Here is a 17,672-nt window from a genome sequence, read left to right on the forward strand (position 1 = left end):
CGCAGGCGGTGGTCCGGCAGCGGTGGCGGGTGGTGCACCGCGGTGCGATCAGGTGGCGCGGTCATGGCGCAATCCCCCGACGGCGGGAGCCGAAGCTCGGGGCCGGGCGGCCCCGGGTCAGCTGTTGGCCCGGTTCGTTCGCGCCCGGCGCAAGTTGATGCCGGTGGAGATCAACCCCATGTGGCTGAAGGCCTGCGGGAAGTTCCCGAGGAAGGCCCCGGTCGACGGATCGATCTGTTCCGGCAGCAGGCCCAGCGGATTGGCTCGCGCGCACAGCGAATCGAACAGGTCGACGGCTTCGTCGAGACGCCCTTGCCCGGCGAGATTGTCTGCCAGCCAGAAGCTGCACAACAGGAATGCGCCCTCGTGGCCCGGCAGGCCGTCCGGCGACTCGTCGGGGAGATAGCGGTACAACAGACCGTCGCCGGCGCCGAGCCGGCGTATCACAGACCGGGTGGTCGCCACCATCCTGGGGTGGTCGGCGGGAACGACGCCACGCAGCGGCAGTGCCAGCAGGCTGGCGTCGATTCCGCCGCCGCCGAGGTGCTCGGTCAGCGACTGCAACCGCGGATCCCAGGCGTGTTCCAGGATCGCGTTGCGGATGCGCGCCGCCTCGGCCTGCCAGCGTTCGGCGTCTCCTTCCAGTCCATTGCCTTGCGCCATCCGTGCGCCGCGGTCCAGTGCCACCGCGCACAACGACGCGGAGTAGGTGAACGGCCGGCCCGGGGTGCGCACCTCCCAGATCCCGTGGTCGGGAGTCTGCCATTCCGCGGCTGCGGCTTCGACGAGTCGCCGCAGCCGTGCCCAGAGCGCTGCGTCGAGTGTGCCGCCCCAGCGCACCCATCGATACGCGCAGTCCAGGATCTCGCCGAACACGTCGTGCTGGCGCTGCTCGGCCGCCGCGTTGCCCCAGCGCACCGGGGCCGATCCGCGGTATCCCTCCAGGGCGCTGTCCAGACACTCGGGAGGCGGCGGGTGACCGTCGACGTCGTAGAGCACCCGCGGCCTGCCGGCACGGTCGACCGCGTCGAGCACCCAGCCGAGGAAACCCGCGGCCTCGTGCCCCATCCCGATCCGCCCCAGCGCATAGACAGAGAACGCCGCGTCGCGGATCCAGGCATAGCGGTAGTCCCAGTTGCGCGGCCCGCCGATCGCCTCCGGCAGCGACGAGGTCGGCGCGGCGATCATCGCGCCGGTGGCGGTGTGGTCCATCAGCTTGAGCGTGATGGCCGCGCGGCGCACCAGGGGCTCCTGCGGCCCGTCGTAGCGGTAGTGGCGCATCCAGTTCCGCCATACCGCGATCGTGTCCGCGAGGAGTTCCTCCGGCGACTTCGGATGGAACCGGTGGCCCGGGGCGCCCCAGGAAAGCAGCAGGTGATGCCGGACGCCAGCGGTGAGCTCGTGGGTGCTGTCGACGTCTTCCAGCGGCAGCGAGGACGCGAGATGGAGCTCCAGCTCCGGCCGGCGCGGCAAGCGCAGCCCGAGGCCGCCCGCATGCGGATAGCACGCGGCGCCGCCCCGGGGTTCGATGCGAACACGCAGGCGCACCCGGCCCTGGATCACCTCGATCAACCGCAGGAGCTCCCCGCGGCCGGCCGCGACGTCCTCGGACAGGTCGGCCCCGGCGCGCAGGGTCAGCGCATCGGTCACGCGCAGGCGTCCATTGGGCCCCGTCAGTTCGGTCACCAGCACGCCGGTATCCGCCTCGTAGCGCTGGATCGCGCCGGTCAATGGCTCCGGCGTCACCGCAAAGGCGCCGCCGTGCGTTCGGTCCAGCAATCCGCAGAAGAGGGGGTCGGAATCGAACCGGGGCACGCAGAGCCAGGAGATCGCGCCGTCGCGGCCGACCAGCGCCGCCGTGCCGCCGTCCCCGATCAGCCCGTGTTCCTCGATGGGCAGATAGCCGTCCCGCAAGCTCGGGGGTGCATCAGCGTCACTCAATCGTGTCCTCCAACAGGTGACCGGATGGATCGTTTTCCAGCGTCGAGGGTACGTGGGCTCAGTCGCACAGCACCGCGACCGATTCACCCGGCAGCACCAGGGTGCTGCCTTCGCGTGCGACGCCGGGGTTCGAGCCGAGCAGCACCCCGCAGCCGGCGGCCTCCGGGCAGTCCAGCCGCTGCGCGTCGCCCGCCAGGTTACAGGCCACCACGATACCCGGGCGGAGCATGACGAGCCACCGGCGCCCGTCGTCGAAATGTACCCGTATCGGCTCCAGCCGGTCGTCGGCGAACGCCGGATGCCCGCGGCGCAGCGCGATGAGTCTGCGGTGCCACTCAAGGAGCTCCGCGTGCGGCGCCCGCGAGCGTTCGTCCCAGTCCAGCCGCGACCGCTCGAAGGTTTCGCGCGCCTGGGGATCGGGGATGCCCTCCGGGTCCCAGCCGAAGGCCGCGAACTCCTTGCGCCGTCCGTCGCGCACAGCAGCTCCCAGTTCCGGGTCGGAATGGTCGGTGAAGTACAGGAAAGGGGTCGTTGCACCCCATTCCTCGCCCTGGAACAGCATCGGCACGAATGGCGAGGTCAGCACCAGCGCGGCCCCGACCTTCAGCAGCTCCGGCGACAGCAGGTGGCTGCTGCGCTCGCCGGCGGCGCGGTTGCCGACCTGGTCGTGGTTCTGCAGGCAGCCGACGAAACGCCGGCCCGGCACGCCGGTCGCGGCCCGCCCGTGGTTGCGCCGCCGGTAGCGGGAGTACGCGCCGTCGTACGCGAATCCGCGTGTGAGCACGCGGGCGAGGTCGGCCAGCCGGCCGAAGTCTGCGTAGTAGCCGCCGGATTCCCCGGTCAGCGCAGCATGCAGGGCATGGTGGAAGTCCTCGTTCCACTGGGCGTCGAGTCCGTGACCCCCGATCGCCACCGGGCGCACGGTGCGCGGATCGTTCAGATCGCTCTCGGCGATCAGCACCAGGTGGCGGCCGAGCTCGGCCTCCAGGCGCCGAACCTCCGCGGACAGCGCCTCGAGGAAGTGGGTCGCGGAGGTATCGACGATCGCGTGGATCGCGTCGATGCGCAGGCCGTCGAAATGGTAGTCCCGCAGCCACATCCGCGCATTGTCGAGGAAGAAGCGCCGCACCTCGTCGCTGTGCGCGCGGTCGAGGTTGACCGCGTCGCCCCAGGGGGTGTGGTAGGCATCGGTGAAGTAGGGGCCGAATCGCGCCAGGTAGTTGCCGTCGGGGCCGAGGTGGTTGTAGACGACGTCGAGTAGCACGGCCAGGCCCCGGCGGTGGCAGGCGTCGACCAGTCGTTTCAGTCCGTCGGGTCCGCCGTAGGCGTGGTGGGGTGCGAACAAGTCGACGCCGTCGTAGCCCCAGCCCCGTGTCCCCGGAAATTCCTGCACCGGCATCAGCTCGACGTGCGTGATCCCCAGTGCCACCAGGTGGTCGAGCCGGTCGATCACCGCGTCGAAGGTGCCGGCCGGGGTGAGGGTACCGACGTGGATTTCGGCAATCACCGCCGCCGACAGCGGCGGGGCCTGCCAGCCGGCGTCACTCCACTCGAAGCGGGTATGGTCCACCCAGCGCGACGGCCCGTGCACGCCCTCGGGCTGCCAGCGGGAGCGCGGATCCGGGAACGGGCCGTCGCCATCGAGGCGGAAGCCGTAGTCGACGCCGTGTGCAAGCGGCGACGCTTCCAGCGTCCACCAGCCGCCGTCCCCGCATGCCATCGGCGTGTCGGTGCCGCCGCACTCCAGCACGACCTGCTCGGCATCCGGCGCCCAGACCCGCAGCACGGTCATCGCGCCGCCTCCTCGCGTTCCAGCAGGCCCACCGGGAAACCGCCCAGGATCTCCGCGACGGAGCGGTTGCCGCCGTCGATCGTCTGGTGCGACAGGCGGTTGTGCCAGCGTCCCGGCGGCAGCGTCAGCCGGGTGTCGCCCCAGTCGCCGCCGAGCCCGAGGAGCAGGCGCGGCACCAGCACCACGGCGCCTGCGCCACGTAGGAACGCTACCGCGTGCGCGGCGCGTTCGCCCGTTGCATCCAGCGGCTGGTAGCGACCTTCCGGGCCGAACCACTCGGGGTATCGCCGGCGCAGCGCCAGCCCCCCCCGAATGACCCAAAGCTTCGGGAGTCCCTCATCGGCATGCGCGAGGATCTCGGCCGGCGACAGGGTGTCGATTTCGGACAGCCGGCGGCTTCGCTGCCCGAAATCGACCGGCCTGCGGTTGTCCGGGTCGACGAGGCTGAGATCCCAGAGTTCCGTGCCCTGGTAGAAGTCGGGCACACCGGGCGTCGTGAGCTTGAGCAGCGTTTGGGCCAGGCCGTTGATGCGGCCCGCCGGTATCAGCGGCTCGACGAAGGCCTCGAGTTCCTTCCGGAACTCTGGATCCGCGAGCACGGCCGCCGCGAACTTCTGCACCGCCTGCTCGTAGTCGGCATCGGGTTGGGTCCAGCGCGTGTGCCGCTTGGCTTCGCGCATGGTCTTTTCCAGGTACGTGCTCACGCGGTCGGTTTCGATCGGCCAGGCACCGACCAGCGTCTGGTAGAACAGGTACTCGGTCCCGGCGTCCGGCCATTCGCCGGAGCGGTAGCGGGCGTTGCGGCCGAACCAGTCACGCACCTGGCTGGCCCAGTGGCCCGGCATTTCGGAGAGCAGCAGCAGGCGGGTGCGCACGTCCTCGCTGCGCTTGGTGTCGTGGGTGGAAGTCGCGAGCATCGCCTCCGGGTGCCGGTCGAGTGCCTGCATGCAGGCCTGGTGGAAGTCCGGGACCGAGATCCCGAACCGGGCAGGGTCACCCCCGACCTCGTTCAGCGCCACCAGGCGGTGATACCGGTAGAAGGCGGTGTCCTCTACGCCCTTGGCCATGGCTGGCCCGGTGAGTTGCTGGAAGCGCAGCGCGAGTTCGGTTTCCAGGTCCCCTTCGATCTGCAGGAGCAGCAGCCTGCGCAGGAAATCCAGCAACTCCTGGTCCAGCGTCTCGCGCCGGCCCCGGGCTTGCTCGATGGCCTCGCCGGTGCAGGCGGCGTCGGTTTCCGCAGCCTCGCTGCCGGGGACCACGTAGCTGCGGTAGACGGGAAAGCAGGCGGCGACTTCCAGCAGAGCCTCCTGCAATTCGTCCCGCGTGTAGTCCCGGTGCCGGCGATGGCGTTCGCAGACCGCGACGAACAGCGACGTCAGCCGATGGATCTCGCTCCCCAGCAGTTCCCGCAGCACCTGCCGCTTGCTCTCGTAGACCAGGGCCGGGAAGTCGGCGGTCTCGCCCGTGACCTCCTCGTAGAGCCGGGTCAGTGGCGGCTCGCCACGTGGGTCGACGAACAGGCCCTGCACGCGGTTCAGGAAGTCGTAGCCGGTGCTTCCCGCGATCGGCCAGTGGGCGGGCAGCGCCTCGCCGGGTTCCAGGATCTTTTCCGCGACGATCCAGGCGCCGGAGCAGGCCTCGCGCAGGCGGTGGAAATACTGCGCCGGATCGCGCAGCCCATCCGGATGGTCGATGCGCAGGCCCTGGGCGATACCCTGCTGTACCCAGCGGATCGGCAGGGCGTGCACGGCCTGGAAGACCTCATCTTCTTCGACACGTAGTCCGGCTAGATCATTGATATCAAAGAAGCGGCGGTAGCCGAGATCCTGCCGGGCGGTCCGCCACCAGGCCAGGCGGTAGTTCTGCCGGTCGATCAACGCGTCCAGTATGTCCGGGTCGGCGTTGATCCGTTCCACCTCGACATCGATCGCGGCCCGGGCCTCGGCGTCGCTGCGGCAGGCCTCATCCAGCAGCCGGCGGATCACCGCCTGATCGCGCCGGCGCCGCTCGACCGCGCGGCGGGCGGTGACTTGCGGCCGCGGCAGGCGCGTGCAGGATTCGGCCAGAAAGCCGAGGAGTTCGATGCCGCTTTGGCCACTCGCGCGATGCAGCAGATCCCCCAGCGACGACGGATCGAGCGGAAACCGGTGCTCGTGGTAATGCAGGGTGAACAGCCCATCCGCATAGCGAAGCTGCAGTTCGCCCGCCTCCAGGATCCGCCCGTAGTGATTCCCGAGCACCGGCAGCAGCACCTTGTTCGGCCAGCGTTCCTCTGACGCCTCCCAGTCGACGTCGAAGTAGCCGGCGAACCGGCTCGACGGCCCGTTTTCCAACACGTCCCACCACCAGGGGTTCCAATCCCCGGCCACTGCCATGTGGTTGGGCACGACGTCGAGAATCTGCCCGATGCCGGCGCGCTCGAGTGTCGCGCACAGCCGTTCGTACGCCTCCATGCCGCCCAGTTCCGCGTTCACCCGCGACGGGTCGACCACGTCGTACCCGTGCGTGCTGCCTGGCGCCGCCTGCAGGAACGGCGACAGGTAGACGTGACTGATGCCCAGCCGCGCGAGGTAGGGGACGACACCGGCGGCGTCGTCGAGCGTGAACCCCGGGTGCAGCTGCAGCCGGTAGGTCGCGATGACGGATTCAGCAGACACAGTGCAGCACCGTTACCGAGCGTGCCGCGGCCCGCAGCGTTGCCCCGGCCGGCACGGTCTCCTCGGCTTCGACCCAACCGGTGTCCGTGTTCAGTTCAAGGATCCAGATGTCCGCCCACTCGGGCCCCGGAAGCACGAAGTCGAGCGGGTCATCGTGGGCGTTGAAGATCAGGAAGAAGCGGTCGTCGACGATCCGCTCGCCGTGCGGACCGGGGGCGGTCAGCGAACGGCCGTTGATGAACACGCCGAGCGATTTCGCGAAACCCTCTCCCCAGTGTTCCTCCGCCATCTGCTCCCCGTCCGGCTTGAACCAGGCGATGTCCTTGACCGTGTCGCCATGAATCGCGCGGCCCTGGAACCAGCGCCGGCGCCGGAACACCGGGTGCTCCAGCCGCAGCCGGATCAGCCGGCGGGTGAACGCCAGCAGGTCCTCGTCGACCTGCTCCCAGTCGTACCACGCGACCTCGTTGTCCTGGCAGTAGGCGTTGTTGTTGCCCTGCTGGGTACGCCCGATCTCGTCGCCGCCGAGCAGCATGGGTACGCCTTGGGACAGCAGCAACGTGACCAGGAAGTTGCGCTGCTGCCTGCGGCGCAGGGCGTTGATCTCGGGGTCTTCGGTCGGCCCTTCGGCGCCGCAGTTCCACGAGCGGTTGTAGTCCGCGCCGTCGCGGTTGTCCTCGCCGTTGGCCTCGTTGTGCTTCTCGTTGTAGGACACCAGGTCGCGCAATGTGAAGCCGTCGTGCGCGGTGACGAAGTTGATGCTCGCGTGCGGGCGCCGTGCCGACGATTCGTAGAGGTCGGAGCTGCCGGTCAGGCGGTAGGCGAACTCCCCGAGCGTCTGGTCCTCGCCGCGCCAGAAATCGCGCACCGTGTCGCGGTACTTCCCGTTCCACTCGGACCACAGCGGTGGGAAGTTGCCGACCTGGTAGCCGCCCTCGCCGAGATCCCAGGGCTCGGCGATCAGCTTCACCTGGCTGATCACCGGATCCTGCTGGATGACGTCGAAGAACGCGGAGAGCCGGTCCACCTCGTGCAACTCGCGCGCCAGCGTCGCGGCGAGATCAAAGCGGAAGCCGTCGACGTGCATCTCCAGCACCCAGTAGCGCAGCGAGTCCATGATCAGCTGCAGCACGTGCGGGTGGCGCATGTTCAGGCTGTTGCCGGTGCCGGTGTAGTCCAGGTAATGGCGCGGGTTGTCGGCAATCAGGCGGTAGTAGGCCGCGTTGTCGATGCCCTTCAGGCTCAGCATCGGGCCGAGGTGGTTGCCCTCGCTGGTGTGGTTGTACACCACGTCCAGGATCACCTCGAGGCCGGCCCGATGCAGCGTCTTCACCATGTTCCGGAACTCCTGCACCTGGCCGCCGTCCGCGCCGCTGGCGGCGTACTCGTTGTGCGGCGCGAGATAGGCGATGCTGCTGTAACCCCAGTAATTGCGCAGCCCGCGCTCCTCCAGGAACGCGTAGTGGATGAACTGGTGCACCGGCATCAGCTCGACCGCGGTGATCCCGAGCCGGGTCAGGTACTCGACCGCGGCCGGGTGGGCGAGCCCGGCATAGGTTCCGCGCAGGGCCTCGGGCACGTCCGGGTGACGCGCGGTGAAGCCTTTCACATGCGTCTCGTAGATCACCGTCTCGTGCCAGGGGGTGCAGGGATGGCGGTCGTCCTCCCAGTCGAACGCGGGGTCGATCACGACCGACTTCGGCACGAACGCCGCGCTGTCGTCCTCGTTCACCGACCCCTCGGGATCGTCGAAGGGGTAGGGAAACACCGCTTCGTTCCAGCGCACCTGGCCGTCGACCGCCTTGGCGTAGGGATCGAGCAGCAGCTTCGCCGGGTTGCAGCGGTGGCCGCGGTCCGGATCCCAGGGGCCGTATACCCGGTAGCCGTAACGCTGCCCCGGCCCGACCTCCGGCAGGTAGCCGTGCCAGCACAGCGCGGTGACCTCGGTCAGATCGTGCGCGGCGGTCTGCCTGCCGTTCGCGTCGAACAGGCAGAGCTCAACGCGCTCCGCGACCTCCGAGTACAGCGAGAAGTTCGTGCCCTTGCCATCGAACGCGGCCCCGAGCGGGTAGGGCTCACCCGGCAACGGCACCGCTGCTAACGGTTTGCTCACACTGGAATCCCGCTTCATCGTGCCCTCGCGATCCGGCCCGGCAACCGGGCGTGACATCGGACGCACGGAATCGCGGACCACCAGGAAGCGGTGCATCGCCCGCGCGATCCCGGACGCAAACCCAGAGTTCACTCCCGATCAGCATAGGCCGTCGAACGGGGGAATGCGCGATGGAACGCCCGCTCCCTCCCGCACGAAAGGGCTCGGAAGGGCGGGGGACACAGGGATGCATGCCCTGCCAGACGGCTCCTGCCACCAACACCGGAATCGCATAGGTTGTGCCGACGCAGGAGGCACAACGATTCACGCTGCTAAAGCCCCGGATGCGGGGCAGTACAGGGGAAGGCGATCGTTCGGGATCGTAGGGGGCTTGCGGAAGCGTGAACTATAGGCTGGTCTAAACGCCGAAACGGCCACGTCCCACGGAAGCACCGAATCAGCTAAGCCTGGATCTAAGGGCGCGCGTGCCGTACTTCTCTCCCGACTGGCGCGGGGTGACGCCGGCTGCGAAGCGTACACAGGGGGTGTGCGGGTTGTGTGATAGATCCTCGAAGAAGCCATTTTGTGGCGCCGACGCCATTGGGAGAGCGGCAGGCAACAGCGCGGGCACGGTAGGGCTTGATGTCCGTGACTCGCCGGGGTCGAAGAGCAGGGCACATACACAAGGATCAACCCGGAATCTGGGAGGGCTTTTTCTGAACCTTGCCAGCGAGGCGGTGGGACAGACGCGGTAGAAAAAGTCCGGATGCACGCGCATTGTGTCGGACGGGCGGGTGGAAGGGTAGACGGTGCCCGTAAACTCCTTCAAATACCCGTCACGGCCGAGTTGAACGACAAGTACGGCGGCCGGTGGGCACGGGCCGGATGCTGGATCCTGCAAGCCCTGCGGAACAGGCCATCCAGGGCTCAGGTATATTGCAAGGGAGTGACTCATGCATGCTCACTTGATGTTTGAAAATACACCCTGACACGCCTAGAGAATAATATGTAAAAAAGAATAACGACGCTTGTAAAAATAGCCGCTAGTACATACGCACTTGTATCGTGCAATTCTTCACGAAAAGATTCTATAGAAAAGGGGGCGACACAAGCAATAAAATACGATGCAACGAACAAGAACCGCGAGCTACGCCAGCGTCTGGCAAGAAGTATAGCCGAGATGGAAGCAGGCACCATAAGACCAACAATCACGAATAACTCGAACAGGTTCTTGGCTGCGCCGTACTGCCACGCAGGATCACCACTCGGGATGATTGATCCCGTTAGAGTTGCGCCGAGAGTTAGCAAAGGAGAAAGCAGGCCTGCGATAAACATCAGTTTTAGAGCAAATGGCATTTCGAGAAATGAGCTGATCATAATAGACATCTGTATTACCACCATCCTATTACATTAATGACACCCGCTGCTCCTGCCGAGAGCCCGAGACCTCTTCTGTGTATCGGGTTCAGGCTTGAGTTAAGCCCTACCTGTCCGCCATAAGAACTTCCAGTGCCATCAAAGTTGTAGCCACCGCCACCTCCATAAGTGAAATTGGAGCCGCCAAACGATCCGCCGATCCCAATGGATCCGCCCGCGCTAAACCCGGTTGAGGGGGGCTTCAGGGTCGAGCATGCCGCACCATATGGCCCATCCGTCCTTGCCCCGCCTGTCGGCCCTTGATCAAATGGATCAAGCGCACCGCCCCCACCAATCCCAACTCCCAATTGCCCACCCATAAACCATGTACCAGTATCATTGCGACCAAATATGACACCCCCGCCAATGCCCGCAAAAGCATTTAAACTTACTGACCAAAGCCCATGTGGGTCGAGCCAATTTAGAGGATCGTTGAGGACGTAGCCGTAGAGGTTGGGGTCGCCGCCGGCGAAGCGGATGGGGTCCTTGGCGGTCCAGCGGCCCGTGCTGGGGTCGTAGTCCCGGGCTCCGAAACGGACCAGGTTCGTGTGTTGATCCAGCAGACCACCTGCAAAGCCGAAGGGCTGGAAACCAGGGTTGGTGTCTTGCAGCACATTGCCCCAGGCGTCGTAATCGATCCGCTGGACCACCTCCCCTGTGCCCACGTTCACCACCAGGCGCGGGCTCCCGAGCTGGTCAGAGAGAATCCGGTAGGTCGCGTCATCGCGGATCATATAGTCAGGCACGTGGGCGTGCTCGGCGTACACGAAACGGCTGACCACCTGTCCCGAGCCATCCAGTTCCGCGATCGGATTCAGCTGGTCACGGTACAGGAAGCCCTGGACGAGAGCGCCGTTCACCCGCTTGCCCACCCGCCGGTTGCGCCCATCGGTCAGGTATTCGATCCGCAGATCCCCGGGCAGGTGTACCTGCTGCAGATTGCCGACTTCGTCGTACACATACCGTGTCTGCACGCCGCCGTCCGTCCTGCTTGCCAATTCGCCGTTCTCCGAGTATTCGAACTGCGCCTGCCCGTAGGCCAGCATACGGTCCTGACCATCGTAGACGGCGGTCTGCAGACCGTTCACGTGCGTGCGGTTGCCGTTCGCATCGTATGTGTACGTCACTGCAGTGCCATCTCGGGAGACCGTCGCAAGCCGCCCCGCGACATCATAAGAGTAGGAGGTCCTCGTCAGGCCGCCTTCGATCAGAGCCGTCTCCTCGATCACACGGCCGACGGCGTCGCGGGAATACCCGAACTCGGCTAACACGCCCGTAGCGCCCGCCGCCCGGATCGAAACGATCTCGCCGAAAGCATTGTAGTCGAGTGCCGTGCTCACCAGGCCCAGGCTGCTACCGATGACTCTCCCGTTTCCGGGATCGCGTGCAAGGCTCAGGTCACCCGCCCCGATCAGGAGTCCGTCGCTGTCGTGCTGGTAGGCGATGCCCTGGCCGTTCACCGACCGTTGCGTGACCCAGAAATTGTGATCGTAGGACTGGGATACCGACCCGTTGACCGTCCCGGCCCAGGTCTCACTCAAGGGAAGGAAGCCATCCCAGGAATAGGCAAGGTCGATCCCCGTGGGGGAATCAATGGATGCGAGCTGTCCAGTTTCGGGATGGAATCCGAACCGGTACTCGCCCGTGGAGACCCGGAGGCTGTCCGGGCGCCCGCCGGCATCGTAGAAGAACCGTAACGCCTGCCCGTCGGGCCGCTCGATCGCGGTCAACTGGCGATCGCGGTTGTATTGGTACCGCGTGATCGTATCCACGCCCGGAAGGGCCGGCGGTAAGTACCGTTGTTCCAGATTCACCGGCGTGTATTCGAACAGGTGCGCCTCACGTCCGGGCGGGACCAGCGCCGCAGGGTTTCCGGCGGGGTCATAGACGTAACCGATTTCGCGCCCGTCCGGCAACGTCTCACGAACGATACGGCCCGCGGAATCGTATGCGTAGCCTCGGGTCCGTGAAAGCGGGTCCGACACCGTCGCGACCTGGCCCGATTCGTTGTAGCTCAACGCATGGACCCGGTCCCCGGCGGCGCCCTGGATCATGCGGGTCAGCCGCCCCCTGGCATCCCGTTCGTACGCCACAGGCGCCAGCCCGGCAATCGTGTCTCTCCGGATCCGGCTACGCGCATCGAGTTCGATGCTGCGCTGCCGCCCCTGCGGGCTTGTGATGAACCACACACGATCCGCGGCACTGAAACGGGCCTGGGTCATTCGTCCGTTGCTAGTGACAATCTCCACCAGTTCGCTATGGCTTAGGGGGTCGCCCGCCTGTCCCAGCATCGCGGTGCGCTGCGTCGTGGTCTGCTGGACACGTCCGCTCGGCGTGCGAAGCGTCACGCTGGACGGCACCGGACTGCTCATGCCGAAGCGCGGGTCCGGACCCTCCAGGATCTCTGCCAACGTGCCGTCCGCGGCGGTGAAGATGCGCCGCCCAGCGGTATTCAACGCCAGCGTTTCCCGGGTCCCGTCCGGGAGAAGGTTCTCGCGCATTCGGTTGCCAGTCGGCGTCTGCTCCACGCGGTAACGGGTGGCGCGTCCCTCGGCCGAGGTCATTCCGACCTCATAGCCGTTCGCGATGGCCCCGCGGGTGATATTCCAACCGCCGCCGGCCGGGTCTCCGGTGCCCGCGAGCCGCCCGAGCGCATCGTACGTATAGGCGGACTGGAAGCCTCGCGGATCGGTGAGACCCGTCAGCAGACCGCGTGCCCGGTAGGCGAAATGGCTCGACTCTCCCATCGGGTTCGTGACCGAAGCGAGGTACCCATGCGCCCCCACGGACACCACCGTACGCTGACCATCGGGGCCCACGATGGCGACCACGTCTCCAGTGGCATCCCGTTCGATCCTTGTCCGGTTGCCATCCCCATCCTCGATCTGCACTAGCAGCCCGCGAACGTCGTAGCCGAAGACGTAACGGAGTGCACCGGTCACATTGTCTACGGTGCGCAGGTGGCGCCCGGTGTGGTCGAAAACATAGTGCTCGCTGCCGTCCCGCGAAGCGACCATACGGGCGCCGCCCAACGTCCCGCCCAGGCTCGACGCGATGCGCCGGACGCGCCGGTTACTGGAATCGGCCAGGTACAGCGAGCCATCGGGGCCGAAGCTGATTTCGGTGCCCCCGATTGTGGCCCGCTCGGCGGGCCCTCCGTCGCCGGTGAATCCCGACTGTCCGGTTCCGGCCACGGTGCGGATGATGCCATCCGGGGTCACCAACCGGATGCGGCGATTGTCGATGATGTCGGCAATCGCGATCGTACCGTCGGACGCAGCCGTGACGGCGCTCACACGCCCCATGCAGGCCAATGTCGCATCCCCTCCGTCACCGCTGAAGCCGTTGCAGACCCTGCCCGCTGCCCGGTGGATGATGCCATCGGGTCCCACCCGAAACACCGTGTAATTGTGCGAGTCGATGTACAGGTCTCCCTCGGGGCCGACCGCCACGTCATAGGTCCGGTCGATGCGTGCCTGTACCGCGGGCCCCCCGATCCCGCCGATGCCAGAGCCGCCGTTGCCAGCGACCGTCCGGATGATCCCGTCGGGCCCGATCCTCCGGACCCGGTGTGTGCGGAAGTCGCCCACGTACAGGCTGCCGTCGGCACCGACCGCGATGCCGCGCGGGTCGATGAAACTCGCGTTCACGGCCGGCCCGCCATCACCGGCAAAGGTCCTGGACCCGTTTCCGGCCACGTGATGTACGGTGCCGTCCGGATTGGCCCGAAAGATTCGAGGTCCGCCGTTGCGGCGCGTAAAGAACACGGACCCGCCGGCATCCACCGCGACGTTCAAGATGCCGGAGTTGCCGGCGGTCCCGGGAACGGTCGAAATCACCCCTCGCACGTCGACCTTGCGCACCCGATCGCCGGCCGCCAGGAAGATCGAGCCGTCCGGTGCGATCGCGACGTCGTAGGGACCGTTGATCCCGGCCTCCAGCGCTGGCCCGCCATCGCCGGTATTCGTGCCATTCCCGTTTCCGGCCACAGTGGTGATCAGGGCGCCCACGTCCTTCGCACTGCGCCGCGTCCCATCGCCCTTGTACAGCACCGCGTCGGGTGCACTGTACATATGATGGGCGTTCAGGCTCCAGCCGCCGAGACCAAGGACCCGGGCGTCCACAGCACCGAGCATCGGCCGGGACTCGCGCCAGAGGGTGATCTCATGGCGGCGCCGGTCTCCGGAAAGAATGCCCAGGCCGGTCGCCGCAAAGCTGCGCGAGAAATTCGCGGGAGCGTAATAGACAGCCCGATAGACATACCCGACCCGCACCGTTGCCGTCTGGGCGGACGGCAGTTCCCGGCCAAAGGCATCCTTGCCGTCCCAGACGAACGTGTGGACCTGGTTCGGGTGGCCGGCGAAGCTCTGGTGGAACCGCCGGCCGGCCACCTCGATCTGCAGATCTATCCGCTGCAGGCTCGCGGGCACCTGGCTGCCACTGAGCGGGATGCGGAGGCTGCGCGCCGCCTGCCGCCCCGGAACCCGGTCGCTGCGGTAATTCAGCGAGAACGGTGTACCGGCCACAGGCACCGACTGGCCCAGCACCTGGTTCTGGCATTCGATGATTGAACCACTGCGGCAGTCCGGCTCATCTTCCCGCTCGTCGATCTCCGGTTCGGGCACCCGGGGCGGCTCTGCATCCGGAGGTGGGCCATAGGGCCAATTATAGTCCCAGGGGGTGAAGTGCTCGGTCGGCACGCGCCAGAGACTCTGCCCTGGGGCATAGAGATCGGCGAGCGCGCGGCGCTCGTGCGCGTCGATTGCGAGCGCCGCAAGCTCAGACTCGGTGGCGGCGGCACCGGAACCGGTCACGTCCAGCACCGCCGCTCCGCCTTCGACCGAGAGCACCCGAATGATCCGGCCGTTGTCGGATGCGATCCACGCCGCCTTGTCACGGTCGTACCAGCCAGCGGGCACGATCCCGCCCACCGGGAAGTCGAGGAAGTTTTCCACGTACACCGGGACCGGTCGGTCGAAGCGAACCTCAGTGGCTCCCGCCGTCATCGCCTCGTCCACCGAGAGTTCCACGGCATAGGTATAACCCGATGTGGGCGGCAGCTCTCCGGGCATGGCCGCGGCTCCGCTCTCCCCCACCGTGTACTCTGTTGCGCGAACACTCATGCGCGTGATGGGCTGCGAGCTGCCGTCGGCAAACCGCAGCTCCGCTGTGGTCCCCTGCGGAAACAGGATCGTGGCCTGCCGCGTGCCGTCGGTGTCGCTCACCACGCTGCCGCGGGCGGCCTGGACCGGTACATCGGCCGCGAGATCGATGCTGCTGACGGCCGGGTCGAGAGGGATCAGCACCACGTCGGGTGCCCAGACGTAGTCCAGCCAGGGCACCCGGACCTGCCTCTGGACCGGAAGATAGCCCGGCTTGTCATATCGCACCGCGAGATGGCCTCCACCGTTCACGGCCATGTCGAAGCTGCCGTCCAGCCGGCTGAGGGTGTGGCCGAGGTCATCGTGGTCCTTCACCGTGATGCGCACCCCGGCGAGCGGCTGCCCGTCCCGCGCGGTCACTCTGCCGCGCAGCACGGCCGCACGATGCTCGGTGATCGTTCCGGGCACCACTCCGCGCTGAATGGGATTGTCCCCGGTGTAGAGGAAGGCGGTCGCGGCCAGCAGCTCCGGAACGCCGCCTTCATCCAAAGCCGGGGCGACCGTGGCCGGATCCGGCGGCAGAAGGCCTTGGTCTATGCCGGTTACACCGGGTACATCTAGCACGACGGGTGTGCTGCGGTTCTCGGCACGGTCGACCACGACGAGTTCAAGGCTCTCACCCGGTGAGGCGTCAACGATCAGCGCGAAGCTACCGTCGGCGGCGACTGGACTGCTGGCCACAGCGCCGGTGTGCGTGTTCTGCAGATGAATCCGCGCGTCCGCCTCGGCACTGCCCACGCCGCCGGTCACGGAGACCTGGCCAGCGCTGACATCGCCGACCCGGACCTGATCGGCCTCCACCGGAAGCGGGGGCACCGTATCGAGGACGATCGTGGCCTGCAGTTCGCCGACGTTCCCGGCGCGGTCGACCGCCACGAAGGACAATGTGTTCGGGCCTTCGACCAGCTCCACCGGGTGATCAAAGCGGTGCTCCAGCCCCAGCGCCACGGCCTCGCCTTCGATCGTCAGTTCCACCGGTTCGCTGACCAGCCCATGCAGCCGGGTCTGCACCTGATTGGTGAAGCCACCCGGCTCTGGCGACGTCAGTGTGATCACCGGCGGGATGGTGTCGACCGTGAACCGGCGCTCCGCGAACGCGGAGACGTTGCCGGCACGGTCCGCAACCACCGCCCGCAGCGTCACCCCCCCTTCGTGAACGGTCGACTCAGGGACGCACTCCGCGCCGTCGGCGGCGTGCGCACAGGAGGCCGGGAGATTCTTGTGGTCCACCGTAAGCGCAAGCGAGTCCGGGTCGACCCCGGATCCCACGTCGCTGTACCGCAGCACGATCGGCGGTCTCGCGGTGTTCTCGAAGCTGTTTTCTGCAGGCGCGACGATCGCGATTTCGGGAGGGGTCACGTCCGCATAAGCGGACAATGCCCAAACACGGCCCCGAAAGGACGGATGTGTACGCAGATCCAGGCTGACGCTCCAGTCACCATGGGCCGAGATCCGCTGCAGCGTGGAGGCACCCGCGACCCAGGCCGACCCATCCGCCGGATCGACCGCCAGCGCCAGCACCGTTTCCGTACCGTACAGGGGCTGCAGGGCGAAATGCTCGTGGCCCGAGGCATCCAGCAACCACAGCCAGGTCCCATCCGTTGCCCAAAGGGCCCCCGCCTGGTCGGCTGTGATAAGCCGGATGTCGCTGCCCTCCTGCGTGAACTGCAACGTGCCGTCGATCGCATAGCGGCGAAGACCCCCTGCGCCGCCCACCCAGACAGCGTCCAGGCTGGCATCGAATGCGATCGTGCGGGCATCGAATCCTTCGCCCAGAAGCACCTCTCCCGCAGGCTCTCCCTGCAGCGTCCAGGCACTGAGCCTGTCGGGGCCTGCGACCCACGCAGTCCTTCGCCCGGAATCCAGCGCCATGGCACGCAGAGGTTGCGCCAGCGGGTGGTGGAGCAACTGGACACCCCGCCAGTCAAAGACCGTCAAGCTGCCAAGACGCGCCAGCCAGATGTCGCCACTGGCCTCGTCGATCGCCAGATCGAGGTGCACTGGGTTGGCATTTCCCCGGCCGCCATGGTGAACGGGGATCGTCATCGAGACCTGCCCGCCGGGATCGAGCGCATACAGGCTGCCGCGGCCATAGGCCCAGGCGGTCCCCCGTCGCAGATCCACGGCCACGGCATTCAGTTTCCCTGTGCCGTAATCCGAGAAGAGGATCGCCCCGTCGACCGCGTCGACGAGCAGGGCACCGCCCGTGGCTCCCACCCACAAGGACGCGCCGGGCGTGGTGGCGCGATCCTCTTCCTGCACGCCAGCGCCGATGGGATCCGAGTCCTCGTTGCCCTGGGTGCCCACGGTCCACGCGGGGATCAGCAGCAACAGCGCGAGCGCATGGACCGCGGACCGCCATCCGCGCCGCCGCGCGGGACCACGATCACCGTCCGATTGACCCGCCGAGGTTTTTTCCTGCCCGCGCGTACCTGCCCGGTTCGTTCCTTCCATGGAGACGCTACTCCCTTGCCTGATCGTTTCCGGATGCGCAGGGAGGCCGTTGGCGGCTAAACGCGGTGCGATCGAGGGGAGGGATACGTCTCCGCCCCAATCGGGCCGGACTAACACGGGTTTCAAGGCCACCGGCGGTGGCACCCGGACATCCAGAC

General features: G+C 67.0%; 6 protein-coding genes. All 6 read right to left on the reverse strand.

From position 1 onward, the window contains the following. Nucleotides 1–117 precede the first annotated feature (117 nt). Nucleotides 118–1,941 carry a glycoside hydrolase family 15 protein gene (locus tag TVNIR_RS05165; RefSeq protein WP_043739372.1) on the reverse strand — a complete coding sequence of 608 codons (1,824 nt, stop codon included), beginning with the start codon at nt 1,939–1,941 and terminating at the stop codon, nt 118–120. Nucleotides 1,942–1,999: 58 nt separating this feature from the next. Next, a complete protein-coding gene (treZ, locus tag TVNIR_RS05170) occupies nt 2,000–3,733 on the reverse strand; it encodes a malto-oligosyltrehalose trehalohydrolase (protein ID WP_015257930.1) in 1,734 nt (577 codons plus the stop codon). Beyond that, a complete protein-coding gene (gene treY, locus TVNIR_RS05175) occupies nt 3,730–6,390 on the reverse strand; it encodes a malto-oligosyltrehalose synthase (protein ID WP_015257931.1) in 2,661 nt (886 codons plus the stop codon). Before treY ends, treZ begins: the two co-directional genes overlap by 4 nt. After that, nucleotides 6,380–8,521, reverse strand: a complete 2,142-nt coding sequence (gene glgX, locus TVNIR_RS05180; RefSeq protein ID WP_043740239.1) for a glycogen debranching protein GlgX — start codon at nt 8,519–8,521, stop codon at nt 6,380–6,382. The genes treY and glgX overlap by 11 nt, the downstream gene beginning before the upstream one ends. A 912-nt stretch (nt 8,522–9,433) precedes the next feature. After that, nucleotides 9,434–9,868 (reverse strand): hypothetical protein, encoded by a 435-nt coding sequence (locus TVNIR_RS19660; RefSeq protein WP_157092197.1) that lies wholly within the window; start codon nt 9,866–9,868, stop codon nt 9,434–9,436. Nucleotides 9,869–9,873: 5 nt separating this feature from the next. Then, on the reverse strand, nt 9,874–17,514 hold the full coding sequence (locus TVNIR_RS05185; RefSeq protein WP_083499356.1) for an NHL domain-containing protein: 7,641 nt from the start codon (nt 17,512–17,514) through the stop codon (nt 9,874–9,876). Between the last annotated feature and the right edge of the window lie 158 nt (nt 17,515–17,672).

The sequence above is a fragment of the Thioalkalivibrio nitratireducens DSM 14787 genome, from assembly GCF_000321415.2.
GTDB classification, from domain to species: Bacteria; Pseudomonadota; Gammaproteobacteria; order Ectothiorhodospirales; family Ectothiorhodospiraceae; genus Thioalkalivibrio; species Thioalkalivibrio nitratireducens.

What these genes read in the sequence shown, in the direction of transcription:
- treZ (WP_015257930.1), bottom strand. Translation starts at nt 3,733, where the DNA reads ATGACCGTGCTGCGGGTCTGGGCGCCGGATGCCGAGCAGGTCGTGCTG.
- glgX (WP_043740239.1), bottom strand. Translation starts at nt 8,521, where the DNA reads ATGAAGCGGGATTCCAGTGTGAGCAAACCGTTAGCAGCGGTGCCGTTG.
- TVNIR_RS19660 (WP_157092197.1), bottom strand. Translation starts at nt 9,868, where the DNA reads ATGTCTATTATGATCAGCTCATTTCTCGAAATGCCATTTGCTCTAAAA.
- TVNIR_RS05185 (WP_083499356.1), bottom strand. Translation starts at nt 17,514, where the DNA reads ATGGAAGGAACGAACCGGGCAGGTACGCGCGGGCAGGAAAAAACCTCG.